General features: G+C 70.4%; 23 protein-coding genes. 11 read left to right on the top strand and 12 right to left on the bottom strand.

Annotated features, from left to right (window positions below; translation table 11 throughout):
* Positions 1 to 41 precede the first annotated feature (41 nt).
* Complete coding sequence (locus ACIBEJ_RS18640) at positions 42 to 1235, top strand: cytochrome P450 (protein WP_397183968.1); 1194 nt, start codon at positions 42 to 44, stop codon at positions 1233 to 1235.
* A 358-nt stretch (positions 1236 to 1593) separates the two neighbouring features.
* Entirely contained in the window at positions 1594 to 2223 is a 630-nt protein-coding gene (locus ACIBEJ_RS18635; RefSeq protein WP_397183967.1) for a class I SAM-dependent methyltransferase, read from the top strand.
* Between the two features lie 974 nt (positions 2224 to 3197).
* Here ACIBEJ_RS18635 and ACIBEJ_RS18630 read toward each other — a convergent pair.
* The 3 genes from ACIBEJ_RS18630 to ACIBEJ_RS18620 all read right to left on the bottom strand — a co-directional run bounded on the left by ACIBEJ_RS18630 (position 3198) and on the right by ACIBEJ_RS18620 (position 4333).
* Complete coding sequence (locus ACIBEJ_RS18630; RefSeq protein ID WP_397183966.1) at positions 3198 to 3737, bottom strand: type 1 glutamine amidotransferase domain-containing protein; 540 nt, start codon at positions 3735 to 3737, stop codon at positions 3198 to 3200.
* Positions 3700 to 3927 (bottom strand): hypothetical protein, encoded by a 228-nt coding sequence (locus ACIBEJ_RS18625; RefSeq protein ID WP_397183965.1) that lies wholly within the window; start codon positions 3925 to 3927, stop codon positions 3700 to 3702. The genes ACIBEJ_RS18630 and ACIBEJ_RS18625 overlap by 38 nt, the downstream gene beginning before the upstream one ends.
* A 64-nt stretch (positions 3928 to 3991) precedes the next feature.
* Positions 3992 to 4333, bottom strand: coding sequence for a DUF2809 domain-containing protein (locus tag ACIBEJ_RS18620; protein ID WP_397183964.1), 342 nt, complete (start codon positions 4331 to 4333; stop codon positions 3992 to 3994).
* Positions 4334 to 4387: 54 nt separating this feature from the next.
* Between ACIBEJ_RS18620 and ACIBEJ_RS18615 the strand changes: the two genes are divergently transcribed.
* The 6 genes from ACIBEJ_RS18615 to ACIBEJ_RS18590 all read left to right on the top strand — a co-directional run bounded on the left by ACIBEJ_RS18615 (position 4388) and on the right by ACIBEJ_RS18590 (position 11834).
* Positions 4388 to 6022: an ABC-F family ATP-binding cassette domain-containing protein gene (locus tag ACIBEJ_RS18615; RefSeq protein WP_397183963.1), complete on the top strand. Its 1635-nt coding sequence runs from the start codon at positions 4388 to 4390 to the stop codon at positions 6020 to 6022.
* Between the two features lie 113 nt (positions 6023 to 6135).
* The gene (locus ACIBEJ_RS18610; RefSeq protein WP_397183962.1) at positions 6136 to 7950 is read left to right on the top strand and encodes an ABC transporter substrate-binding protein; all 1815 of its coding nucleotides are present in this window, start codon (positions 6136 to 6138) and stop codon (positions 7948 to 7950) included.
* Positions 7947 to 9002 carry an ABC transporter permease gene (locus ACIBEJ_RS18605; protein WP_397183961.1) on the top strand — a complete coding sequence of 352 codons (1056 nt, stop codon included), beginning with the start codon at positions 7947 to 7949 and terminating at the stop codon, positions 9000 to 9002. The genes ACIBEJ_RS18610 and ACIBEJ_RS18605 overlap by 4 nt, the downstream gene beginning before the upstream one ends.
* Positions 8999 to 9871, top strand: a complete 873-nt coding sequence (locus tag ACIBEJ_RS18600; protein ID WP_397183960.1) for an ABC transporter permease — start codon at positions 8999 to 9001, stop codon at positions 9869 to 9871. The genes ACIBEJ_RS18605 and ACIBEJ_RS18600 overlap by 4 nt, the downstream gene beginning before the upstream one ends.
* Positions 9868 to 10833 carry an ABC transporter ATP-binding protein gene (locus ACIBEJ_RS18595; protein WP_397183959.1) on the top strand — a complete coding sequence of 322 codons (966 nt, stop codon included), beginning with the start codon at positions 9868 to 9870 and terminating at the stop codon, positions 10831 to 10833. The genes ACIBEJ_RS18600 and ACIBEJ_RS18595 overlap by 4 nt, the downstream gene beginning before the upstream one ends.
* A complete protein-coding gene (locus ACIBEJ_RS18590; protein ID WP_397183958.1) occupies positions 10830 to 11834 on the top strand; it encodes an ABC transporter ATP-binding protein in 1005 nt (334 codons plus the stop codon). Before ACIBEJ_RS18595 ends, ACIBEJ_RS18590 begins: the two co-directional genes overlap by 4 nt.
* On the opposite strand, the gene ACIBEJ_RS18585 is transcribed toward ACIBEJ_RS18590, so the two are convergent.
* A complete protein-coding gene (locus ACIBEJ_RS18585; protein ID WP_397183957.1) occupies positions 11835 to 12482 on the bottom strand; it encodes a response regulator in 648 nt (215 codons plus the stop codon).
* Positions 12479 to 13582 (bottom strand): sensor histidine kinase, encoded by a 1104-nt coding sequence (locus ACIBEJ_RS18580; protein WP_397183956.1) that lies wholly within the window; start codon positions 13580 to 13582, stop codon positions 12479 to 12481. Before ACIBEJ_RS18580 ends, ACIBEJ_RS18585 begins: the two co-directional genes overlap by 4 nt.
* A 109-nt stretch (positions 13583 to 13691) precedes the next feature.
* Between ACIBEJ_RS18580 and ACIBEJ_RS18575 the strand changes: the two genes are divergently transcribed.
* Positions 13692 to 14747 carry an alpha/beta hydrolase family protein gene (locus ACIBEJ_RS18575; protein WP_397183955.1) on the top strand — a complete coding sequence of 352 codons (1056 nt, stop codon included), beginning with the start codon at positions 13692 to 13694 and terminating at the stop codon, positions 14745 to 14747.
* 37 nt (positions 14748 to 14784) lie between these two features.
* On the opposite strand, the gene ACIBEJ_RS18570 is transcribed toward ACIBEJ_RS18575, so the two are convergent.
* The gene (locus ACIBEJ_RS18570; RefSeq protein WP_397183954.1) at positions 14785 to 15603 is read right to left on the bottom strand and encodes an NAD(P)H-binding protein; all 819 of its coding nucleotides are present in this window, start codon (positions 15601 to 15603) and stop codon (positions 14785 to 14787) included.
* 80 nt (positions 15604 to 15683) lie between these two features.
* Positions 15684 to 16802, bottom strand: a complete 1119-nt coding sequence (locus ACIBEJ_RS18565) for an FAD-dependent monooxygenase (protein ID WP_397183953.1) — start codon at positions 16800 to 16802, stop codon at positions 15684 to 15686.
* A gap of 61 nt (positions 16803 to 16863) precedes the next feature.
* Here ACIBEJ_RS18565 and ACIBEJ_RS18560 point away from each other — a divergent pair, with 61 nt between their 5' ends.
* Positions 16864 to 17430 (top strand): TetR/AcrR family transcriptional regulator, encoded by a 567-nt coding sequence (locus ACIBEJ_RS18560; RefSeq protein WP_397183952.1) that lies wholly within the window; start codon positions 16864 to 16866, stop codon positions 17428 to 17430.
* On the opposite strand, the gene ACIBEJ_RS18555 is transcribed toward ACIBEJ_RS18560, so the two are convergent.
* The 3 genes from ACIBEJ_RS18555 to ACIBEJ_RS18545 are packed head-to-tail and all read right to left on the bottom strand — an operon-like array spanning position 17427 to position 19020.
* A complete protein-coding gene (locus tag ACIBEJ_RS18555; RefSeq protein ID WP_397183951.1) occupies positions 17427 to 18062 on the bottom strand; it encodes a maleylpyruvate isomerase N-terminal domain-containing protein in 636 nt (211 codons plus the stop codon). The two genes, ACIBEJ_RS18560 and ACIBEJ_RS18555, sit on opposite strands and share 4 nt — an antisense overlap.
* A gap of 20 nt (positions 18063 to 18082) precedes the next feature.
* The gene (locus ACIBEJ_RS18550) at positions 18083 to 18397 is read right to left on the bottom strand and encodes a DMT family transporter (RefSeq protein WP_397183950.1); all 315 of its coding nucleotides are present in this window, start codon (positions 18395 to 18397) and stop codon (positions 18083 to 18085) included.
* Entirely contained in the window at positions 18394 to 19020 is a 627-nt protein-coding gene (locus ACIBEJ_RS18545) for an FMN-dependent NADH-azoreductase (protein WP_397183949.1), read from the bottom strand. Before ACIBEJ_RS18545 ends, ACIBEJ_RS18550 begins: the two co-directional genes overlap by 4 nt.
* Before the next feature lie 70 nt (positions 19021 to 19090).
* Here ACIBEJ_RS18545 and ACIBEJ_RS18540 point away from each other — a divergent pair, with 70 nt between their 5' ends.
* On the top strand, positions 19091 to 19636 hold the full coding sequence (locus tag ACIBEJ_RS18540) for a TetR/AcrR family transcriptional regulator (RefSeq protein WP_397183948.1): 546 nt from the start codon (positions 19091 to 19093) through the stop codon (positions 19634 to 19636).
* A 114-nt stretch (positions 19637 to 19750) separates the two neighbouring features.
* On the opposite strand, the gene ACIBEJ_RS18535 is transcribed toward ACIBEJ_RS18540, so the two are convergent.
* Both ACIBEJ_RS18535 and ACIBEJ_RS18530 read right to left on the bottom strand, forming a co-directional pair.
* Positions 19751 to 20440, bottom strand: a complete 690-nt coding sequence (locus tag ACIBEJ_RS18535; RefSeq protein WP_397183947.1) for a nucleotidyltransferase domain-containing protein — start codon at positions 20438 to 20440, stop codon at positions 19751 to 19753.
* A gap of 22 nt (positions 20441 to 20462) precedes the next feature.
* Positions 20463 to 21398: a ribose-phosphate diphosphokinase gene (locus ACIBEJ_RS18530; protein WP_397183946.1), complete on the bottom strand. Its 936-nt coding sequence runs from the start codon at positions 21396 to 21398 to the stop codon at positions 20463 to 20465.
* Positions 21399 to 21403: the final 5 nt, after the last annotated feature.

Here is a 21403-nt window from a genome sequence, read left to right as displayed (position 1 = left end):
GGAAAGCGTAGGGATTTCCTCCGCTTATTGAGGAGAGGCTGATGTCTGACAGCGCGAACTTTCCGCTCCTGAGGCAGTGCCCGTTCGCCCCGCCGCCCGAGTACGAACGGCTGCGCGCGGAAGAGCCCATCTCCCGGGTACGGCTGCCGCCAGGCGGCACCGCCTGGCTGGTGACCCGGTATGAGGATGTGCGGACCGTGCTGAGCAGCCCGGTCTTCAGCGCCGACGGCACCCGTCCCGGATTCCCCACGCTGCTGCCGGGGCAGGCGCAGCTTCTGCGGAAGCCGCCGTTCATCCGGATGGACCCGCCGGAGCACAGCTTCTACCGGCGCATGCTCATCCAGGAGTTCACCGTCAGGCGCATCAAGACGATGCGGCCCGGCATCGAGGCCACGGTGAACGGACTGATCGACGACCTGCTCGCCATGACCCCGCCGGTGGACCTGGTCCAGGCGTTCGCGCTGCCCGTGTCGTCGCTGGTGATCTGCCAGTTGCTCGGCGTGCCGTACGAGGACCATGAGTTCTTCCAGACTCGCAGCAACGTCGGCGTGTCGGGGGAGAGCACCGCGCGGGAGTTCGCCGTCGCGCTGGGAGAGCTGCGCGCCTACATGGACGCCCTGGTCACCCTCAAACAACGCGAACCCGGCGACGACCTGGTGAGCAAGCTCGTCACCGAACACCTGGAACCCGCCGGCGAACTCCGCCGCGACGACCTGCTCATGATGTGCCTGATACTCCTCAACGCGGGCCACGAGACCACCGCGAACATGATCTCCCTCGGCACCGTGGCACTCCTGGAACACCCCGACCAACTCGCCACCCTGCGAGCGGACCCGGAGTTGTCGCCCGCGGTCGTCGAGGAACTGCTGCGCTACCTCAGCATCGCCGACTTCGTCACCACCCGGATCGCGGCCGAGGACACCGACCTCGGCGGCACCCGGATCCGCGCGGGCGATGGCGTCATCGCCCTGCTCGCCGCCGCCAACTGGGACCCCGCGGTCTTCCGAGACCCCGAACACCTGGACCCGCACCGCGGCAACCGCCACCACGTCGCCTTCGGCTACGGCGTACACCAGTGCCTCGGCCAGCACCTCGCCAGGGCCGAGTTGGAGATCGCACTCTCCACCCTCTTCAGCCGCATCCCCACCCTGCGAGTCGCCGCGCCGCTAACCGAACTGCCCTACAAGAACGGCAACCTCGCGTACGGCCTCCACCAACTACCAATCACCTGGTAGGCCGCCCACATGGCGTGCCGGCTTATCCGGCAATGGCCCTTGCGGGTTACCGGTCACTAGGTAGGTCCGGGCGGTGAGTCGGCCTGTGCGAGCTACCGATCACTAGGTAGGTCCGGCCGGCGGCTGCCCGTCAAGGGCGGCTATCTGGCGTACGGCCCGCATGAGCTACCGGTCACTTGGTAGGTCCGGGGGGTTGAGTCGGCCTTGCGGGTTACCGGTCACTTGGTAGGTCCGGGCGGTTGAGTCGGCCTGTGCGAGCTACCGATCACTCAGGGTTTGTCCCGTGAAGGGCAGTCAGCTCTGGGGACGGGCGCAGAGGAGGCGGTGAACGTGCTGCGCGGTGTTAGCTTCTTCTCCCGTGACGGAGCACCAGGATGAGACCAGGGCGGCCTACGACGGGGTTGTCGAGCTGTACGCGTCGTTGTTCGCCAACCAGTTGGAGGACCAGCCGTTCTCGCGGAACATGATCGGCACCTTCGCCGAGCTGGTACGAGCGGCAGGGAACACGCGGGCGGCCGATGTCGGGTGCGGGCCGGGGCATCTGACGGCCATGCTGAACAACCTGGGGCTGGACGCCTTCGGGCTCGACCTCTCCCCGGGCATGGTCGAGTACGCCCGGCGGGCTCACCCGGCGCTGCGGTTCGACGAGGCGCGCATGGAGGCTCTTCCGATCGAGGACGGCGCGCTCGGCGGTGTGCTGGCCCACTACTCGATGATCCATACCCCGCCGGGGGAGTTGCCCGCGCTGCTCGCCGAGCAGGTGCGTGTCCTGGAATCAGGGGGGCTGCTCCTGGTCTCGTTCTTCGCGACCGACGGACCGGAGCCGATCCGCTTCGACCACAAGGTGGCACCCGCGTACAGCTGGCCGGTAGACCGATTCGCAGAGTCGCTGGCCGACGCCGGTCTCACCACGTTCGCCCGTCTACTCCACGACCCAGCCTCCGAGCGCGGCTTCCTCGACGCCCACCTGCTGGCCCGCCGCCCTTAGCGCGGGTCCCGCCGCCTATCTGGGGCGAACGGGGTGCCCTGTGGCTGAACGGGGTGCCCTGTGGCTGACGACCGCCTGAAACGCCCATGATCTGACTCCTGGACCCCGCCGCATGATCACGGGACAGTCTCTAGCAGGCCCAGGTAGCGAGTCGCCTTCCAAAGGCGGCTACCGGCGCAGAGCCTGGACGAGCTACCGGCCACTTGGTAGGCCCGGGGCGGTGCGTGGCTCTACGGGGGTGGCTAGCTGGTGTATGGCCTGCGTGAGCTACCGGTCACTTGGTAGGTCTGGGGTTGGGGGTGGCTTTGCGGGTGGGGTATCTGGGCGGGTGTGAGCTACCGGTCAGTTGGTAGGCCGGGGGACGAGTTCGCCGTTGACGAGGTGGGCGGGTTCGAGGGTGTTGTCCTCGTAGAAGCGCATGTGGACGGAGAGGTTGAACGCGGCGTCCCGCACCCTCTCCTCCAGCCAGCGGATTAGCTGGGTCGCCGCCTGGAAGTCGTCGGCGTGGATCTCCTGGCGTGAGGTCAGGGCCGGGGCGGCGTTCCTCGTTGGCGCGGCGTTCCAGACCTGAGAAGAGCACGCCGCGGATTCTTGCGGCGGGTCCGCGCTGGGCCAGTGCCGGGAGCGGGACCGGGCTCCATGAGCCTTCGCCGCCGTCCTCGACGAACTCGGCGGGGAAGTCGGTCACGATGGTGAACCGCTCGGGCTCCGGGCCCAGCCCCAGGTGCCAGCTCAGCTCGGCCACCTCGGCTTCCGAGAGGTCGTCGGGGAGATCGGCTGTCACCAGCAGCTCGTACAAGTCCGCCATGCGTGGACATCTTTGCATACGCGGCTAGCGTCCGGGGATGCTCGTCGCCCTCGTGAACGGCCCGCCCGGGTCGGGCGAGACCCCCTGGCCCAGGCGCTCGCCGGCTTGGGATGGCTGCGGCGGGAACGCTCTGGGCTGCGCTGGCCGATGGGTCTGGTGGGGCGGATCAGGTGACCGCTTCCACCATCGCGTCGCAGAACGCCTTCAGGTCGTCGGGCTTGCGGCTGGTGACCAGGGTGCCGGGTCCCTTGGTGTCCACCACGACCTCCTTGTCCACCCACGTCGCCCCCGCGTTGCGCAGGTCGGTCTGGAGGCTCGGCCAGGAGGTGAGGGTGCGGTCGCGGACGACGTCGGCCTCGATGAGGGTCCAGGGCGCGTGGCAGATGGCCGCGACCGGCTTGCCGCTGTCGAAGAAGTCGCGGACGAACTGTACGGCCTGCGGGTTCGTGCGCAGGAGGTCGGGGTTGGCCACGCCGCCGGGCAGGACGAGGGCGTCGAAGTCGGCGGCGCTCACCTCGTCCACGGTGGCGTCGACGGCGAAGGCGTCGCCCTTGTCGAGGTGGTTGAAGCCCTGGATGGAGCCGGAGTCGGTGGAGATCAGGCGCGGGGTGCCTCCGGCCTGCTTGACGGCCTTCCAGGGGTCGAGCAGTTCGATCTGCTCCACGCCCTCAGGGGCTGCCAGGAATGCGATCGTCTTTCCCTGCATGATGGTTTCTCCCTTTTTGGGCCACCTTTCCGGTGGATGGGGAGATATGCGCGAGGGCGATCAGCGCGTATCCCGCCAAGAGGAACACCACCCAGAATCCCAGCCCTGCCAGGACAGAGTCGGAAATGTTGATCTCTTTCATGCGGGCCATTTCCACCCGCAGGCCGGGGGCTACAACCAACACCGGCACCGCCTATCCCAGCGGGAACACCAGCCACTTGAAAGGGCCTGGCGGCGGATGAGGGGGAAGGTGCTCATCGGCGGGCTATCAGGGTGTGGACGGTTCCGGCCAGCGCGGCGCCAGCGGCGTACCAGAAGAGGTCGGGTGGGTTGAAGGTGCTGCCGAGCAGCGGGCGCAGGACGGCCGGGATCCCGGCGAGCTGCGCGAACTCGATCGCCCAGCTCAGCCCGCAGGACAGCGGCGCCGCCACCCACGGCCGCACGTTCGGGCGGATGAGGACGATCAGCAGGTAGATCAGGACGGTGTAGAGGGCGTCGCCCGAGTACTTGGCGAAGGGGCCGGAGAAGAGCGCGCGCACGCCCAGTCCCGCGGCCACGGTGACGGCGGCGGCGACGGCTACGGGCAGACGGGACATCCCCATGACCCTAGACGAGCTCGGCGCGGCTCAGGGTGGCTAGCATCAATGCACGTGAGTGCGACGATGGTGGTGAAGGGCCTGGCGGCGGGGCACGGGGAGCGGATGCTGTTCTCCGGGCTCGACCTGGTGGCGGGACCCGGTGACGTGATCGGGCTGGTCGGCGCGAACGGCGCGGGCAAGTCGACGTTGCTGCGGATGCTGGCGGGGATCGACGCGCCGGAGGAGGGCGAGATCCGGCTGAGCCCGGCCACGGCCGTCGTCGGACACCTGCCGCAGGAGCCGGAGCGGCGGCCGGGTGAGACGGTCAGGGCGTTCCTGGCCAGGCGCACCGGCGTGACCAAGGCGCAGCAGGATCTCGACGCGGCCACGCAGGCCATCGTCGAGCAGGCCGAGGGCGCCGACGACGCCTACAGCGTCGCGCTGGAGCGCTGGTTGTCGCTGGGCGGCGCGGACCTGGACGAGCGGGCCGAGGAGGTCGCCGCCGAGCTGGGGCTCAAGGTCGACCTGGACCAGCCGATGACCACGCTGTCGGGCGGGCAGGCGGCGCGGGCGGGGCTGGCCTCGTTGCTGCTCAGCCGGTATGACCTGTTCCTGCTCGACGAGCCGACCAACGACCTCGACCTCGACGGGCTCGACCGGCTGGAGACGTTCGTGCGGGGGCTGCGGGCGGGCACCGTGGTGGTCTCGCACGATCGCGAGTTCCTGGCCAGGACCGTGACGAAGGTGCTGGAGCTGGACCTGGCCCAGCAGCAGGTCAACCTGTATGGGGGCGGCTACCAGGCGTACCTGGACGAGCGCGAGGTGGCCCGCAGGCACGCGCGCGAGCAGTACGAGGAGTATGCCGAGACCCGCGCCGGGCTGGAGGCGCGCGCCCGCACCCAGCGGGCGTGGATGGAGAAGGGCGTCAAGAACGCCCGCCGCAAGATGCCCGACAACGACAAGATCGGACGCAACGCCCGCATCGAGACCACCGAGAAGCAGGCGGCGAAGGCCAAGCAGACCGAGAAGATGATCGAGCGCCTGGACGTCGTGGAGGAGCCGCGCAAGGAGTGGGAGCTGCGGATGGAGATCGCCGTCGCGCCCCGCGCGGGCGCGGTCGTGGCCACGGTACGGCAGGCCGTAGTCCGCCGGGGCGGCTTCACCCTGGGCCCGGTCGACCTGGAGATCGGCTGGGCGGAGCGGGTGGCGATCACCGGGGCCAACGGCTCGGGCAAGACCACGCTGCTCGGCGCGCTGCTCGGCCGCATCCCGCTGGACGAGGGCCACGCGGCGCTGGGCCCCGGCGTCGTGGTCGGCGAGGTGGACCAGGCCAGGGGGCTGTTCGTGGGGCAGGAGGCGCTGATCGACGCCTTCACCCGCGAGGCGCGCCTGGCTCCGGGGGAGGCGCGGACGCTGCTGGCGAAGTTCGGGCTGCGGGCCGCCCACGTGCCGCGCGCGGCGGCCACGCTCTCGCCCGGCGAGCGCACCCGGGCGGCGCTGGCGCTGCTGCAGGCCAGGGGCGTCAATCTGCTGGTGCTCGACGAGCCCACGAACCACCTCGACCTTCCGGCGATCGAGCAGCTCGAGTCGGCGCTGGCGAGCTACCCGGGAACCCTGCTGCTGGTGACGCACGACCGGCGAATGCTGGAGGCCGTGCAGGTGGATCGCCATCTCAAGGTCGACCAGGGGCAGGTCTTTGAAAATTAACACCGCTCCAGGAAACGAGAATGAAACAATTTTCCGCCACTCGTTGACACGCGAGTACGGGATGGTGTGCCTTTCTCTACACAGGGAACCCCCCGCCTGAAGGTGAGGCACACATGAAGAAATGGCTCGCGCGCCTGTCGGCGTTGAGCGTGGCGCTTGTCATAGCAGGTCAGGGCCAGGTGGCCTTCGCTCAGGATCCGGCGGCGGGGAAGAAGATCGTCCGCGTGGGCGCGACCCAGGCCGTCGACTCGATGAACCCGTTTCTCGCGGTCCGGCTGATCTCCACCTCGGTTCATCGCTGGATGTTCGGCTATCTCACGGTTCCCGACTCCAAGACGCTGAAGCCCAGCGCCGACCTGGCCGAATCGTGGGAGTCCTCGGCCGACGGCCTCACCTGGACGTTCAAGATCCGGCAGGCGAAGTGGTCGGACGGCAAGCCGATCACCGCCGAGGACGCCGCCTGGACGTTCAACAAGATCATGACGGACGAGGCGGCCAAGACCGCCAACGGCCCGGCCGTCGAGAACTTCGAGAGTGTCACCGCCTCGGGCCAGGACCTCACCATCAAGCTGAAGGCGCCGCAGGCGTCCATGCTGGAGAACCCCATCCCGATCATGCCGAAGCATGTGTGGGAGGGCGTCACGGACATCGCCAAGTTCGAGGCCGACCAGTATCCGGCCGTCAGCAGCGGGCCGTACATCGCGACGGAACACAAGAAGGACCAGTACGTCAAGCTCAAGGCCAACCCCGACTACTGGCGCGGCAAGCCCAAGATCGACGAGCTGCAGGTCATCTTCTATGACAACCCGGCCGCCGCGATCGTCGGGCTGAAGAAGGGCGACATCGACCTCATCGGCCGCCTCGCTCCCTCCGACTTCCAGGCGCTCGCCGGTGACGCGAACATCGAGCAGTGGAACAAGCAGGGCAGGCGTTCGGCGTACCTGCAGATCAACCACGGCGCCACCACCACCGACGACAAGCCCGTCGGCGACGGCCACCCGGCGCTGAAGGACCCGAAGGTGCGCACCGCGCTCCACCACGCGATCGACAAGGCCAAGCTCGTCGCCGAGGTCCAGAACGGCCTGGCCAAGCCGGCCGACGGCTCGATCGTGCCGCCGATGTACACGGACTTCTTCTGGGAGGCCACCGGCGAGGAGAAGGTCGCCTACGACGTCGCCCTCGCGAACAAGATCCTGGACGACGCCGGATACAAGAAGGGCGCCGACGGCGTCCGCACGATGCCCGACGGCAAGAAGAAGCTGGAGTTCCGCTTCAGCATCCACACCGACACGCCCGTCGAGGACAAGCTGGCCGAGTACCTGACCGGCTTCTTCAAGGAGATCGGCATCACGCTGACGACGAACCGGCTGGACTCCAGCAAGTTCACCGAGGAGACCGGCGTCACCGGCCTGTTCGACATCGCGATCAGCGGCTGGTCGGTCAACCCCGACCCCGAGGAGGTCCTGGCGACGCACCTGTGCAGCCGGCGGCCGAACGCGGCGGGCGAGGGCGGCGGCACCGAGTCCTTCTACTGCAACCCGGAGTTCGAGAAGCTCTACCAGGATCAGCTCAAGGAGCTCGACCGCCCCAAGCGCGCCGAGATCATCAAGCAGATGCAGAAGAAGCTCTACACCGACGCCCCGGTGATCGCGATCTACTACCCGAACGACCTTGAGGGCTACCGCAAGAACACGATCACCAGCGTGACCTCGATTCCCGAGGGTGACGGCATCATCTACGGCGGCAGCAGCTACTGGCCCTTCTACACGCTGGACGCCAAGGCCACCGCGGCCGGATCCTCCGGCTCGGGCGCCGGCGGCTCCAACACCGGCCTGATCATCGGCATCGTCGCCGCGGTCGTCGTGGTCGGCGGCGCCGGACTCTTCCTGGCCAGGCGTCGCAAGGGCGTCGCGGACGAGCGCGAATGACAGCTCCGCTCGAAGCCATCGAGCCCGCCGCCGAGCAGGCGGCGGGCCCCGGTGACGAGCGCCCCGCCTACCGGGGCACGCTGCGGTACGCGGCGGTCAAGGCGGGCGGGGCTCTGCTCAGCATCGGCATGGTGATCATCGGCACGTTCTTCCTGTTCAGGATGCTGCCCGGCGACCCGGTGCGGGCGCTGGCCCAGGGCAGGAACATGACTCCGGCCCAGCTCGACCTCGAACGCCGCAGGCTCGGGCTCGACCAGCCGCTGTTCGACCAGTTCCTCGACTTCCTGACCGGCACGCTCCGGCTGGACCTGGGCACCTCCTACGAGTACAAGCGCCCGGTCCTCGACCTGATCCTGGAGCGCCTGCCGGCGACGATCCTGCTGGCCGGCACCGCCCTGGTGGTCGCGGTCGGGCTCGGCGTCTGGCAGGGCACCAAGGCGGGCTGGCGGCGCGGCAGCCGCTTCGACCGCTTCTCCACCAGCACGTCGCTGGTGTTCTGGTCGGTGCCGACGTTCTGGCTCGGGCTGCTGCTGCTCATGGCGCTCGGCAACGGAATCGGCCCGATCCCCGGCATCTTCCCCACCCGCGGCATCGAGAGCGTGGACGCGCCCGAGGGCTTCGCCTACGTCGTGGACGTCGGCATGCACATGGTGCTGCCCGTGCTGACCATGGTCGGGGTCGTCTACGCCCAGTACCTGCTGGTCATGCGCTCGTCGCTGCTGGACGAGGTCGGTCAGGACTACATCACCACCGCACGGGCCAAGGGCCTGCGCGACGACCAGGTACGGCGCCGCCACGCCGTCCCCAACGCCCTGCTGCCGACCGTGACGCTCGTCTTCATGCGCATCGGCTTCGTCGTGGGCGGCGCGGTCACGGTGGAGGCCATCTTCACCTGGCCGGGGCTCGGGCAACTGTTCTACCGGGCGATCAAGGTGCCGGACTTCACGCTGATGCAGGGCACGTTCATGCTGCTGTGCGTCTCGGTGATCCTGATGAACACGCTGGCCGACGTGGTCTACCACGTCCTCGACCCGAGGGTGAGGTCGGCATGACCACGGTCGCGTGGACGCGCAGGAAGATGGCCTTCGGCCGGTTCTGGCGCACGTTCCGCACCCAGCCGGCGGGTCTGGCGGGGCTGGCCATCCTGGTGGTCGCGGTGGTGATGGCGCTGATCGCGCCGCTGTTCATCGACGACAGCGTGACCAGCGTGGTCTCGGGCACCGGGCAGAGGTGGGGCGCGCCCGGCACCGACAGCGCCCTGGGCCGCGACGAGTCGGGACGCTCCATCCTGGAGCTGATCTGGTGGGGCTCGCGGACCTCGCTGCTCATCGGGTTCCTGGCCGCCGTGCTCGCCATGGTGATCGGCACCGTGGTCGGGATCGCCGCCGGGCACTTCCGTGGCTGGATCGGCGCCGGGCTCATGCGGGTCACCGACTGGTTCCTGGTGCTGCCGTCGCTGGTCACCGCGCTGGTCCTGGCCGCCATCCTGGGCGGCAGCATGGCCACGATCATCGTGGCGATCGGGGTCACCGCGTGGCCGTCCACTGCGCGGCTGATCAGGGCGCAGACGCTGGCCGTGGAGGCGCGGCCGTACATCGAGCGCTCGAAGGCGCTCGGGGCCGGGCACTGGCACGTCATGACCAGGCACGTGCTGCCGAACGTGGCGCCGCTGCTGCTGGCCAGCACCACGCTGGAGGTGGCCAGCGCGATCGTCACCGAGTCCACGCTGGCCTTCCTCGGCGTGAGCTCCAACAAGACGTCGTGGGGGACCATGCTGCGCGGCTCCTACGACTGGAACGCCGCCTCCAACGGCGCCTGGTGGTACATCGTCATCCCCGGCCTGTGCATCGTCGCCGTCGTGATGGCGTTCACGCTGGTCGGCCGGGCCCTGGAAGCCGTGCTGAACCCGAGGTTGCGATGAGCCTGCTCGAACTGGACGACGTCTCCGTCACCTACCGGATCGCCGCGGGCGAGGTTCCGGCGGTGCGCGGGGTCTCGCTGAAGCTGGCGGCGGGCGCGGCGCTGGGCGTCGCGGGCGAGTCGGGTTCCGGCAAGTCGACGCTGGCCATGTCGCTGCTGCGGCTGCTGCCCGCCGACGCCCGCGTCACCGGCAGGATCCTGCTCGACGGCGAGGACGTGCTGACCATGAAGTGGGGCCGCCTGCGGGCGGTGCGCTGGGCGGAGGCGTCGATCGTCTTCCAGGGCGCGCAGCACGGCCTCAATCCGGTACGCCGCATCGGTGACCAGATCGCCGAGCCGCTGCTGGTCCACGGCCTGGCCAAGCCGGAGGGCGCGCGCAAGAGGGTCGCCGAGCTGCTCGACCAGGTGGGCCTGCCGTCCTGGCGGGCGCGCAGCTACCCGCACGAGCTGTCCGGCGGCCAGCGGCAGCGCGTGATGATCGCGATGGCGCTGGCCTGCGAGCCCCGGCTGATCATCGCCGACGAGCCGACGACCGCGCTCGACGTGATGGTACAGGCCCAGGTGCTGACGCTGATCAAGGATCTGGTGGCCTCCGAGGGCATCTCCCTGATCATGATTTCTCACGATTTGTCGGTTCTGGCGGACGTGTGCGGGCAGCTCGCCGTCATGTACGCCGGCCGCATCGTCGAGAACGGCCCCGCCCACGAGGTCTTCCACGACGCCAGGCACCCCTACAGCAAGGCGCTGGCCGCTGCCTTCCCGACCGTCGGCGACCCGGTCTCCCGGATGGCGCCGAAGGGCCTGGGCGGCGATCCGCCCGACCCGATGGAGCTGCCGGGCGGCTGCTCGTTCCATCCCCGGTGCCCGGTCGCGCTCGAGGCCTGCCCGACCCTGGACGTCGAGCTCTGGTCGGCCGGCGCCGGCCGTTCCGCTGCCTGCGTGCACGTGAAGGAGGCGTCATGACCGAGACCGAGACGCCCGTGGAACGGGCGGACGCCACCCGCACCACGCTGCTGGAGGCGCGGGACCTGCACGTGGAGTTCGCTTCGCGCGGGCGCCGCGCCCGCGCCGTCGACGGCGTCAACCTCGCGGTCGGCGCGGGCGAGATCGTCGCGCTCGTCGGCGAGTCGGGCTGCGGCAAGACCACGCTCGCCCGCACGCTGCTCGGTCTGGAGCGCCCGACCTCGGGCACCGTCCGGTACGGCGGCGCCAACCTGGCCTACGACTCCCGGGCGCTGAAGGCATACCGGCGCGAGGTGCAGCTCGTCCTCCAGGACCCGACCGGCTCGCTCAACCCACGCCACACCGTGTACGAGGCGGTGGCCGAGGGCCCGCGCATCCACGGCCTGCCCGACGAGGAGAAGGTCGTCGCCGAGGCGTTGTCACGGGCCGGGCTCCGGCCGCCGGAGCGCTTCTTCCTGCGCTACCCGCACGAGCTGTCCGGCGGCCAGCGCCAGCGCGTCGTCATCGCGGGGGCGCTCGCGCTCAACCCGCGCGTACTGGTGGCCGACGAGCCGGTGGCCTCGCTCGACGCCTCGGTACGCGGCGAGATCCTCGCCCTCATGCTCAGGCTCCGCGCGGACCTCGGCCTGTCGGCCCTGGTCGTGACCCACGACCTCGGCCTGGCATGGAACATCGCCGACCGGGTGGCGGTCATGTACCTGGGCCGCATCGTGGAGTCCGGCCCGGTCGAGGAGGTCCTGACCGCGCCCAGGCACCCGTACACGCAGGCGCTGATGTCGGTGCTGCCCGAGTCGCCGGAACGCGTCATCCTGACCGGCGAGCCCCCGGACCCGACCCGCATCCCCGGCGGCTGCCGCTTCCACGCGCGCTGCCAGGTGCTGGCCTCGGGGAAGGCGGAGGAGGCGGGGGTCGCCGCCAAGTGCAGGACCGAACCGCTGCAGGTGCTGCCCGCCGTGCCCGCGGCCCAGGCGGCCTGCCACTACGCGGCGCTGACCACCTGATCAGCCCAGGTCGGCGTCGTGGACCAGGATCGCGGCCTGGACGCGGTTGGCCAGGCCGAGCTTGGCCAGCAGCCGGCTGACGTGGGCCTTGACCGTGGCCTCCGTCAGGTGGAGGTCGCGGCCGATCTCGGCGTTGGACAGGCCGCGGGCGAGGCAGCGGATGACGTCCTCCTCCCGCCCGGTGAGCAGGGCCAGCCGCTTGCGCGCCTGCTCCGCCCGTGACGGCGCGCGGTCGACGAAGGCGGAGATCAGCCGCTTGGTCACCGCGGGCGACAGCATCGCCTGTCCCGCCGCCACGGTGCGGACGGCGCCGGCCAGCTCGCGCGGCGGCGTGTCCTTCAGCAGGAAGCCGACCGCGCCCAGCCGGAGCGCCTCGTGCACGTACGCGTCCAGGTCGAACGTCGTGAGCATGACCACCTTCGGCGGCTCGGCCCCGGCCAGGATGCGGGCGGCGGCGGTCAGGCCGTCGGCGCCGGGCATCCGGACGTCCATGAGCACCACCTCCGGACGCAGCCGCGCCGCGGCCGTCACGGCCTCGTCGCCGTCGCGGGCCTCGCCGACCACCGAGATGCCGCCCGCCGCCTCCAGGATCATCCGCAGGCCGGACCTGACCAGTTCCTCGTCGTCGACGACCAGGACGCGGATCATGCGGGGATCCTGGCGCGTACCCGGAAGCCGCCGTCGGGGGCGGCGCCGGCCGCGAGCGTGCCGCCGACCAGTTCCACCCGCTCGCGCAGCCCGACCAGCCCCCAGCCCGACGGTCCCAGCTCGGGGCCGGGCGCGGCCGAGGGGGCGTTGCGCACCTCGATCTCCAGGTCGTCGCCCTGGAAGCGGAGCGTCACGGCGGTCGGTGCGCCGCCGCCGTGCTTGTGCACGTTGGTGAGGGCCTCCTGCACGACCCGGTACGCCGTCCGCTCCACCGCGTCGCGCAGGGGACGCGCTTCGCCCTCGTCGCTGCGCGTCACCTCGATGCCCAGTTCCCTGGACTGCTCCAGCAGCCGGTCCAGGTCGGCGAGCGTGGGCTGGGGGTCGCGTGAGGTGTCGTGCCGCAGGACGCCGAGCACGTCGCGCAGGTTGGCCAGCGCCTCCCTGCCGATGCCGCCGATCAGCGCCGCGGCCTGGGCCGTACCGTCGTCGGGGGCGCGCATCTCCAGGGCGCCGGCGTGCAGGACCATCAGCGAGACGCGGTGCGCGACGACGTCGTGCATCTCGCGGGCGATGCGCGCGCGCTCGTGCGCGCGGGCCTGCTCGGCGCGGATGACCTGCTCCTGCTCCAGGCGTTCCGCGCGCTCGCGGGCGGCGGCGAGCACCTCGGCCCGCGCCCTGATCCACAGCCCGGCCAGCAGCGGCACGACGATCGTGAGCACGGCCATGAAGACCGCGTTGACCGGCGTGGCCAGCACCAGCTCGCGCGCGCCGCCGACGGCCCGGCCCACCGCGACCGACAGCGCCACGACCAGCGCGCCCGCGCCCAGGTAGGCGGCGACGTCACGGCCGCGCCGAAGCGTCGTGCCCGCGTAGTAGGAGGCCAGCATGATCGGCGGCCAGATCCCCAGCCCCGCGTACGCCGCCGCGCCCACGACGGCCAGCGGCCACCACGCGCGCGGGGCGTGCCAGGCGGCGACGGCCGCGACGCCGGCGATCGCCAGCAGGACCGGCAGCGGCAGCCCGGAGGCCACGCCGAGCTGGCCGGTGGCGGGGCCGAGCGAGAGCGCGAACGTCGCGACGCCGAGGAGGACACGGAGCATGCCTTCGAGAGTACGGCCGGCTGACCTGCACGTATGACGACGAAAGTAGCGGGTCCCGATCGACGTTCGCATCGGGCGCGATCGGGTGGGCCACGGCGATTCTGGGCCCATGAACCGCACACTGACCATCGTCGGCGCCGCCGCGCTGACGCTCGTGACCACGACCGGCGCCGTCCAGGCGGCCCACGATCCGCGCCTGCCGGCGCCGACCGGCAAGGACCCGGTGGGCATGTCGACGCTGCACCTCGTGGACTCCTCCAGGCCCGACCCGTGGAACCCGGCGGCCACGGCACGCGAGCTGCTGGTCTCGGTCTGGTATCCGGCGAAGAAGGCGGGCGGGAAGCCGGTGCGCTACCTCACCCCGCGGGAGTCGGAGCTGATCCTGGAGCCCTTCCCCGACGTCCCGCCGGAGATCCTCTCGCGGACCAGGACACACGCCACCACCGACGCCGTGCCACGCAAGGGGCGGCTGCCGCTGGTGCTGATGTCGCCGGGCTTCAGCTGGCCGAGGGCGACGATGACCACCCTGGCCGAGGACCTCGCCAGCCGCGGCTATCTCGTCGCCGCCGTCGAGCACACCTACGAGGCCGTCGCCACCTTCCCCGACGGCCGGACCACGACCTGCCTGGCCTGCGTCAAGGGACAGGACCTGGCGAAGGTGGCGGCGGGCCGGGTGAAGGACGTCCGGTTCGTGCTGGACGAGGTGAAGAAGCGGTGGCGGGTCGGCGAGGTCGCCATGGTCGGCATGTCGGCCGGAGGCAACAGCACCGCGCACGCGATGCTCGCCGACCGGCGGATCAAGGCGGGCGTCAACCTGGACGGCACGTTCAAGCCGGTGCCGGGACGGCTGACGCGGCCGTTCCTGCTGTTCGGCAACCCGGTTTCGCACGAGCCCACGGGAAGGGACGAGACCTGGGGCCAGGCGTTCGCGAACATGAAGGGCTGGAAGCGCTGGCTGACGGTCGACGGCAGCGTACACGCGAGTTTCAGCGACTACGGCGTCCTGCAGCCGCAGATCGGCCTGCCCGGCTCGGAGATCGGCGGCCCGCGCGGGCTCAAGCTGACCCGGACATACGTGGGAGCCTTCCTGGACAGGCACCTGCGCGGCGCGAAGGCGCCGTTGCTGGACCGGCCGGAAGACTCCGAGGTGAAGCGCTGGAAGTAGGTGAGCGGGGGCTCTGCGCGGAGAGCCCCCGTAGGGCTCAGAAGTCGGCCGCGTTCTCCCGCGCCCACTGCGCGAACGTGCGCGCCGGCCGGCCGGTGACCCGCTCGACGGTGTCGACCACGGTGTAGCCGATCTCGGGGGTGTTGCCGAGGGCGTTGACCAGGAACTCGATCAGCTCGGATCCCATGCCCTTGGCGGCCCACATCTCGCGGGCGCCGGCCTCGGTCAGCTCCTCGAAGGTGACCTCCTTGCCGATGGCCGCGCCGAGCTGCCTGGCCTTCTCCTCGGTGGTGATCGCCTCGGGGCCGGTCAGCACGAGCTCCTGGCCGTCGTAGCCGCCGTCCACGAGCACCTTGGCCGCCACCGCGGCGATGTCGCGCTCGTGGACCAGCGCGCTGAGCCGGCCGCCGAACGGCTCCTTGATGACCTCGCCGGCGCGGACCGTCTCGGCCCACCACTGCTTGGTGTTCGACATGAACTCGACCGGGCTGAGCAGCGTCCACTCCAGCTCGCTTCCGGTCAGCGCCTGCTCAAGGGGGCCGTCGGCGCGACCGCCGAGGACGGTGGCCCGCCGTACGCCGTGCTTCTCGGCCAGCTTGACGATCTGGTCGCCGTTCTCCAGCGGCTCGTAGTTGTCGCCGGCGAAGTTGATCAGGTGAACGGCGGTGACGCCGTCGAAGGCGGCGTCCAGGGTCTCGATCCGCGCGAGGTCGCCGGCGACCACCTCGACGCCCTCGGGCAGGGCGGCCTTCTCGGGGTTCCTGGTCAGCGCCCGCACCTGGTGGCCGGCCTCAAGCAGCTCGGCGATGACGTTGCGGCCGACGGTGCCGGTGGCGCCGGTGACGAGGAAGGTCATGATGGTCTCCTTCTGAAGAGTGCGGAACGGAACGTTCTGGTTTCACTCTAACAGAACGGAACGCTTTATTCCACATATTTCTACAGCGAGATGGCGTTGGCCGCCCGGCGGATGCCGCCCGCGATGCGGTCGATCATGGCGTTCTTCCAGGGCAGGCGGGGGAGCAGCTTGATCATCTTGAGCTGGAACCAGATCATCCCGGCCGACGCCAGGACGATGCCCTTGATGTTCGCCGGGCCGAGCTTCTGGTTCTCCTCGACGAAGTGCCGCATCTCGCGCTCGTAGCCCTCCAGTGAGCCGCCGGCCAGCTCGCCCGCCAGGACGTACGCGCCGACCAGCGCCAGGCTGGTCCCCTGCCCCGAGGCGGGCGAGGCGCAGTAGCCGGCGTCGCCGACCAGCACCACGCGCCCCTTCGACCAGGAGTTCATGTGGATCTGGGTGAGCGAGTCGCGGTAGAAGTCGTCCGACCGGCGTACCTCCTCCAGCAGCCTGGGCACCTCCCAGCCCACTCCGGCGAAGGCGTCGTGGAGGTCCTGCTCGCCCGACCACATGAACAACGCCTTGGCGTCGTCGCCCTGCTTGGTGCTGTAGACGTTCGCGGTACGGCCCGGCGCCAGGTGCACCGCCTCCTCGCGGTCCAGGTCCAGGTGGTTGGGCACGGTGGCGATCGCGATCTGGTAGCCGAGGTCGCGGGCGAACAGGCGCTCCTCGCCGAAGATCAGCCCGCGGACGTTGGAGTGCACGCCGTCGGCGCCGACCACGTAGTCGAAGCGGCGCGGGGCGGAGCGCTCGAAGGTGACGGTCCCGTCCTCGGCGATGGCGGTGATGGAGTCGCCGAACACGTACTCCACCTCCTCGCGGGTCAGCTCGTAGAGCAGGTCGGTGAGGTCGCCGCGCATGATCTCGGCGTCGTTCTCCAGCCGGCCGCCGAACAGGTCGGCGTCCATGGTGGCCATGACCCGGCCGCGGGCGTCGTAGTTGGTCGCGATCGTCATCTCGGTGCTGTGCGCCCGCACGGCCTCCAGCAGCCCCATCCGCTCGATCACGGTGAGCGCGGCACCCCGGATGTCGACCTTGTAGCCGCCCCTGCGGATCTCGGGCGCCCGCTCGACGACGGTGACGGTGAAGCCGTGGCGGCGCAGCCAGTAGGCGGTCGCGGTGCCGGCGACGCTGGCGCCGGAGATCAGGATGTTCGTCATGCCCTGAACGGTACACATGTCTTAGACGCTTGTGCAAGACGTTTGTGCTAATCTCCCTCCCATGGGAAATCGCGAGGAACTGCTGGCCGGTGCCAAGACGTGTCTGCTGGAGAAGGGCTACTCGCGCACGACGGCGCGCGACATCGCCAACGCCTCGGGCGTGAGCCTGGCCGCGATCGGCTACCACTTCGGCTCGAAGGACACGCTGATGAACGAGGCGCTGTTCGACGTCATGCGCGAATGGGGCGACGAACTGCAGGCCACGCTCACCGCCGACCTCAAGCCCGACGCCACCCCGATGGAACGTTTCGAGAGCGCCTGGGACCGCGTCGTGGAGTCCTTCGAGCGCATGCGGCCGCTCTGGGTCACGCAGTTCGACCTGCTCGGGCAGATCGATCACCTACCGGAGGTCCGCGCGCAACTGGTCGGCGTGATGGGCGAGGCGCGCACGGGCCTGGCGGAGCTGTTCCTCGGCGTCGACCCCGCCGCCGAGCCCGAGCGCGCCCGCCTGACCGGAACGTTCTACCAGGCCATGCTCACCGGCCTGCTCGGCCAGTGGCTGCTCGACCCCGCGAGCGCGATGAAGGGCCGCGACGTCGTCACGGCCCTTCGCTCGATCGGGTCCTAGAAGGCGCTGATGGTGGCGGGCGCCCGCTCGGCCCTGCTCAGCGTGCGGATGACCGCCGTAGCCCCATGCCGATGTACGGCCAGCCGCGCCAGCAGGTCGATGACCGGATCGATCACCGACTCCGGCAGCTCGGGCGTCTCCAGGCCCACGCTGGACGCCAGGTCGTCGGAGTGCACGACGATCTCCATGAGCCGCGTGAGCAGGAAGTCGTCCAGCCGCAGCGACCAGCCGTTCCAGTCGAGGTGCACGACCCGGTCGGCGGGCTCGGCGGGCAGCGCCTCGGTCAGGTGCGCGAGCACCTCGGCCATCCGGCCGGCCAGCACGCCGGGACCGCAGGCGGCGATCGACTCGCCGCCCTGCCGGATGGCCATGTTGCTCTCGTGGTCGAGCCCGGCCTCGACCCAGGGCGAGTTGGTGTAGTGGTCGATGAGCGCGATGGGCGGCTGCGCGCCCGGCCGCGGCAGCACCTCTTCCACCCTGACCAGTTGGTGACCCAGATGCCCGGCCAGCCCGCCGACGCTGAACTCGGTCAGCGCGCTCGGCTTCTCCCACGCGGCGGCGACAGCGGGGTGGCTGAGCAACGCGACCGCCGAGCCGGCGGCGATCAGGTAGGACTCCCGGATCTCACCCATGCGCATCCCTTTCGGAGGGGTCAGGTCGTTACCCGCGCCAACACTATCCCGCCGACTATCAGCGCCAGCGCCGCCATCCTGCCGACCGACACCGGGTCGTCGTTGAGCACGATGCCGAGCACGATCGCCCCCACGGCGCCGATGCCGGTGAAGACGGCGTAGGCGGTGCCGACGGGCAGCGTGTTCATGGCGATCGACAGCAGGAACACCGCCGCGGCCATCAGCAGCAGGCTGACCAGGGTGGGGATGGGCCGGGTGAAGTTCTGGGTGGGCTTGATGCTCTGCGACCAGGCCACCTCGACCAGCCCGGCCAGGGCGAGAATGAGCCAGTTCACTTCGACGCCTCCTTGAGGGCGGCCCTGCGCGACTCCTCGTGCTGCTCGCGCAGGTGCGCCAGCCTGGGGTCGATCAGGGCGTTGGCCAGTTCGGTGCTGATGAAGGTGACGTCCTCGACGTCGAAATGGCCCTGGAAGAAGTCGCGCAGGTAGCGCTCCTGGTGGTCCATGGGCTCGCGGACGGTTCCCGGGCCGTAGGCGCCGCCGCGGGCCGAGGTCACCACGAAGCGGCGGCCGCGCAGCGACATCTTGGGGAAGGTGATCTGGTCGAGCCACGCCTTGAGCGACGACGGGATCGAGTAGTTGTACATCGGGGTGCCGATCAGCACGACGTCGGCTTTGACCACCTCGTCGAGCAGCGGCTTGAGCGTCTGCCAGGCCGCCTGCCTGGGCGGGGTGGTGGCGGCCTCGCCGTACCGGGAGATGTCGGTGATCTCGTGCTGGAGCACGTGGTCGCACAGCTCCGTCCACGCCTCGGTGATGTGGGGGATCGGGTCCGCGGCCAGGTCGCGGTAGAGGTATCCGGCGCCGGGGTGGGCGGCGCGCCAGGCGTCGGCGTAGGTCCGGGACAGCTCACGGGAGAAGGAGGTACGGCGGGCGCTGGCGTCCAGGTGCAGCAGCATGGGTCTCTCCGGGGTTAAGTGGACAAGCTGTCCGCTTAAACGGACGCGCTGTCCGGATATATTCCTGGGTATGGAAAGAGCCGATGCCGCCCGTAACCGCGTCAAGATCCTGCGGGCGGCGGCGGAGTTGTTCGCCGCCCGGCCGCCGCAGGACGTCACCATGGACGAGATCGCCAAGGCGGCGGGCGTCGGCCGGGGCACCCTCTACCGCCGCTACCCCGACCGGGCCGCCATCGCCGTCGCCCTGCTGGACGAGCACGAGCGCGCGCTCCAGGAACGGCTCATCCAGGGGCCGCCGCCGCTGGGACCCGGCGCGCCGCCGGCCGAACGGCTGGCCGCCTTCTACGCGGCGATGTGCGACCTGCTGGAGGAGCACGCCCACCTGGTGCTGGGGACCGAGGTGGGCAGGCAGCGCTTCGAGACCGGGGCCTACGGGTTCTGGCGGGTCCACGTGCGCGCGCTGCTGGTCGCCGCGGGCACGCCGGGGCCGGACGCGCTGGTGGACGTCCTGCTCGCGCCGCTGGCTCCGGAGGTGTACACCTACCAGCGGCGCGAGCGCGGCCTGAGCAAACGGCAGATCGTCGACGCCCTGACCAGACTGACCACCGCGCTCTAGACCGGGCCTGAAGCGCTCTGGACCGGGCCTGAAGCGCTCTGGACCGGGCCTTGAAACGTTCTAGCCAGGGCTTAAACCGCTCTAATCCAAGGTCTAGCCAGGGGTTGAACCGCTTCAATCCAAGGTGCGGTGGATCGTGGTGCGGACGAACGAGCGGGCCAGCATCGCCCGGCGGGCGCGGCCGAGCTTCGGGCCCGGGGTGCCGTAGCGGCGGGCCCTGACGTCGGCCACCACCCGCTCGGGCGCGCCCATCTCGGCCAGCACCTCGAACGCCTCCCGCTTGGTGATCAGGCGGTTGTCCCTGAGCGTGACCGCCGCCCTGGCCACCGTGATCAGGCCGAGGTCGACCCAGATGTCCTGCAGCCAGCGCTTGAAGCCGCCGGTCTTGAGCAGCCAGAAGTCCGCCAGGTCGGCCCGGATGAACGCGTGCAGGTCGGCGTCGCTGACCTCGGGGAGCAGGTCGGGGACGGCGGCGCCGTACAGCTCGACGGGGTTGGTGTGCAGCTCACGGCGGGTCACGGGCGTGACGGGGCGGTGGAACAGCTCGCCGTGGGCGGCGGTGAGGTGCGGCGCGGTGAGGTCGGCTAGCGCGGCGCGGACGACGTAGGAGCAGTGGAGCAGGTCGGGGAAGCCGCGGTGGATCTCCTCAAGGCGGGCCGGATCGGCGACGGGGGTCTCGACGACGGCGATCAGGTCGAGGTCGCTGCGGCCCGGCTGGTAGTCGCCGGCGCCGAGCGAGCCGTGCGCCCACAGCGCGAGCAGGGGCAGCTCGTCCCTGATCTCGCCGAGGAAGCGCTTGAGCATAAGGTCCGTGCCGGTGTGCACGTCAGGCGCCGAACAGGGCGCTGACCGACTCGCCCTCGTGGATGCGGCGCATCGCCTCGGCCAGGGCGGGTGCGATGGACAGCACGGTCAGCTTGCCGCCGCTCTTGTGGCCGGGCACGGTGTTGGTGCAGACGATCTCCTCGACCTCCGGCCTGGCGCTGAGCCGCTCGATCGCGCCGCCGGAGAACAGGCCGTGGGTGCAGGCCACGCGGACGCTGTTGACGCCGCGCTCGCTGAGCCGGTCGAGCAGCTCGATCATCGTGGTGCCCTTGGCGATCTCGTCGTCGAGCACGATCACGTCCTTGCCCGCGACCTCGCCGATCACCGAGCTGATCACCACGCGGTCGTCGCTGAAACGTTGCTTGGCGCCCATCGCGACCCCCGCGCCGAGCAGGCGGGCGAAGGCCGCCGCCTCCTTCGCGTTGCCCAGGTCGGGGGAGACCACGACCGCGTTGGACAGGTCGTGGCGCCGGAAGTGGGCGGCCAGCTCCCGCAGCGCGTGCAGGTGGTCGACCGGCACGCTGAAGAAGCCGTGGACCTGCGGCGAGTGGAGCGTCATCGTCAGCACGCGGCCCGCTCCCGCGGCCACCATGAGGTCGGCCACCAGCCGGGCGCCGATCGAGATGCGCGGGGCGTCCTTCTTGTCGGAGCGGGCGTAGGCGTAGTGGGGGAGGACGACCGTGGTCCTGGCGGCCGAGGCGCCGCGCGCGGCGTCCAGCATGAGCAGCAACTCCACCAGGTGTTCCTGCGTGGGTGGGACGAGGGGCTGGATCAGGTACACGTCGCGCTCGCGGCAGTTGGCCTGCAACTGCACTTCCAGGACGTCGTTGGCGAAACGTTTCACGCTGACCGGGTGCAGAGGCGTGCCCAGGTGGGCACAGATCTCCTCGGCCAGTTCGGGGTGGGCACTTCCGCTGAAGACAGTGATGTCGCGCACGCCAC

Source organism: Nonomuraea sp. NPDC050790 (assembly GCF_044456745.1).
GTDB lineage: Bacteria > Actinomycetota > Actinomycetes > Streptosporangiales > Streptosporangiaceae > Nonomuraea.
Note: the sequence above shows the minus strand (reverse complement) of the source record. Positions and strands in the feature narration are given on the sequence as shown.

What these genes read in the sequence shown, in the direction of transcription:
- ACIBEJ_RS18640 (WP_397183968.1), top strand. Translation starts at nt 42, where the DNA reads ATGTCTGACAGCGCGAACTTTCCGCTCCTGAGGCAGTGCCCGTTCGCC.
- ACIBEJ_RS18630 (WP_397183966.1), bottom strand. Translation starts at nt 3,737, where the DNA reads ATGCAGGGAAAGACGATCGCATTCCTGGCAGCCCCTGAGGGCGTGGAG.
- ACIBEJ_RS18620 (WP_397183964.1), bottom strand. Translation starts at nt 4,333, where the DNA reads ATGTCCCGTCTGCCCGTAGCCGTCGCCGCCGCCGTCACCGTGGCCGCG.
- ACIBEJ_RS18610 (WP_397183962.1), top strand. Translation starts at nt 6,136, where the DNA reads ATGAAGAAATGGCTCGCGCGCCTGTCGGCGTTGAGCGTGGCGCTTGTC.
- ACIBEJ_RS18605 (WP_397183961.1), top strand. Translation starts at nt 7,947, where the DNA reads ATGACAGCTCCGCTCGAAGCCATCGAGCCCGCCGCCGAGCAGGCGGCG.
- ACIBEJ_RS18600 (WP_397183960.1), top strand. Translation starts at nt 8,999, where the DNA reads ATGACCACGGTCGCGTGGACGCGCAGGAAGATGGCCTTCGGCCGGTTC.
- ACIBEJ_RS18595 (WP_397183959.1), top strand. Translation starts at nt 9,868, where the DNA reads ATGAGCCTGCTCGAACTGGACGACGTCTCCGTCACCTACCGGATCGCC.
- ACIBEJ_RS18590 (WP_397183958.1), top strand. Translation starts at nt 10,830, where the DNA reads ATGACCGAGACCGAGACGCCCGTGGAACGGGCGGACGCCACCCGCACC.
- ACIBEJ_RS18585 (WP_397183957.1), bottom strand. Translation starts at nt 12,482, where the DNA reads ATGATCCGCGTCCTGGTCGTCGACGACGAGGAACTGGTCAGGTCCGGC.
- ACIBEJ_RS18580 (WP_397183956.1), bottom strand. Translation starts at nt 13,582, where the DNA reads ATGCTCCGTGTCCTCCTCGGCGTCGCGACGTTCGCGCTCTCGCTCGGC.
- ACIBEJ_RS18575 (WP_397183955.1), top strand. Translation starts at nt 13,692, where the DNA reads ATGAACCGCACACTGACCATCGTCGGCGCCGCCGCGCTGACGCTCGTG.
- ACIBEJ_RS18570 (WP_397183954.1), bottom strand. Translation starts at nt 15,603, where the DNA reads ATGACCTTCCTCGTCACCGGCGCCACCGGCACCGTCGGCCGCAACGTC.
- ACIBEJ_RS18565 (WP_397183953.1), bottom strand. Translation starts at nt 16,802, where the DNA reads ATGACGAACATCCTGATCTCCGGCGCCAGCGTCGCCGGCACCGCGACC.
- ACIBEJ_RS18560 (WP_397183952.1), top strand. Translation starts at nt 16,864, where the DNA reads ATGGGAAATCGCGAGGAACTGCTGGCCGGTGCCAAGACGTGTCTGCTG.
- ACIBEJ_RS18555 (WP_397183951.1), bottom strand. Translation starts at nt 18,062, where the DNA reads ATGGGTGAGATCCGGGAGTCCTACCTGATCGCCGCCGGCTCGGCGGTC.
- ACIBEJ_RS18545 (WP_397183949.1), bottom strand. Translation starts at nt 19,020, where the DNA reads ATGCTGCTGCACCTGGACGCCAGCGCCCGCCGTACCTCCTTCTCCCGT.
- ACIBEJ_RS18540 (WP_397183948.1), top strand. Translation starts at nt 19,091, where the DNA reads ATGGAAAGAGCCGATGCCGCCCGTAACCGCGTCAAGATCCTGCGGGCG.
- ACIBEJ_RS18535 (WP_397183947.1), bottom strand. Translation starts at nt 20,440, where the DNA reads ATGCTCAAGCGCTTCCTCGGCGAGATCAGGGACGAGCTGCCCCTGCTC.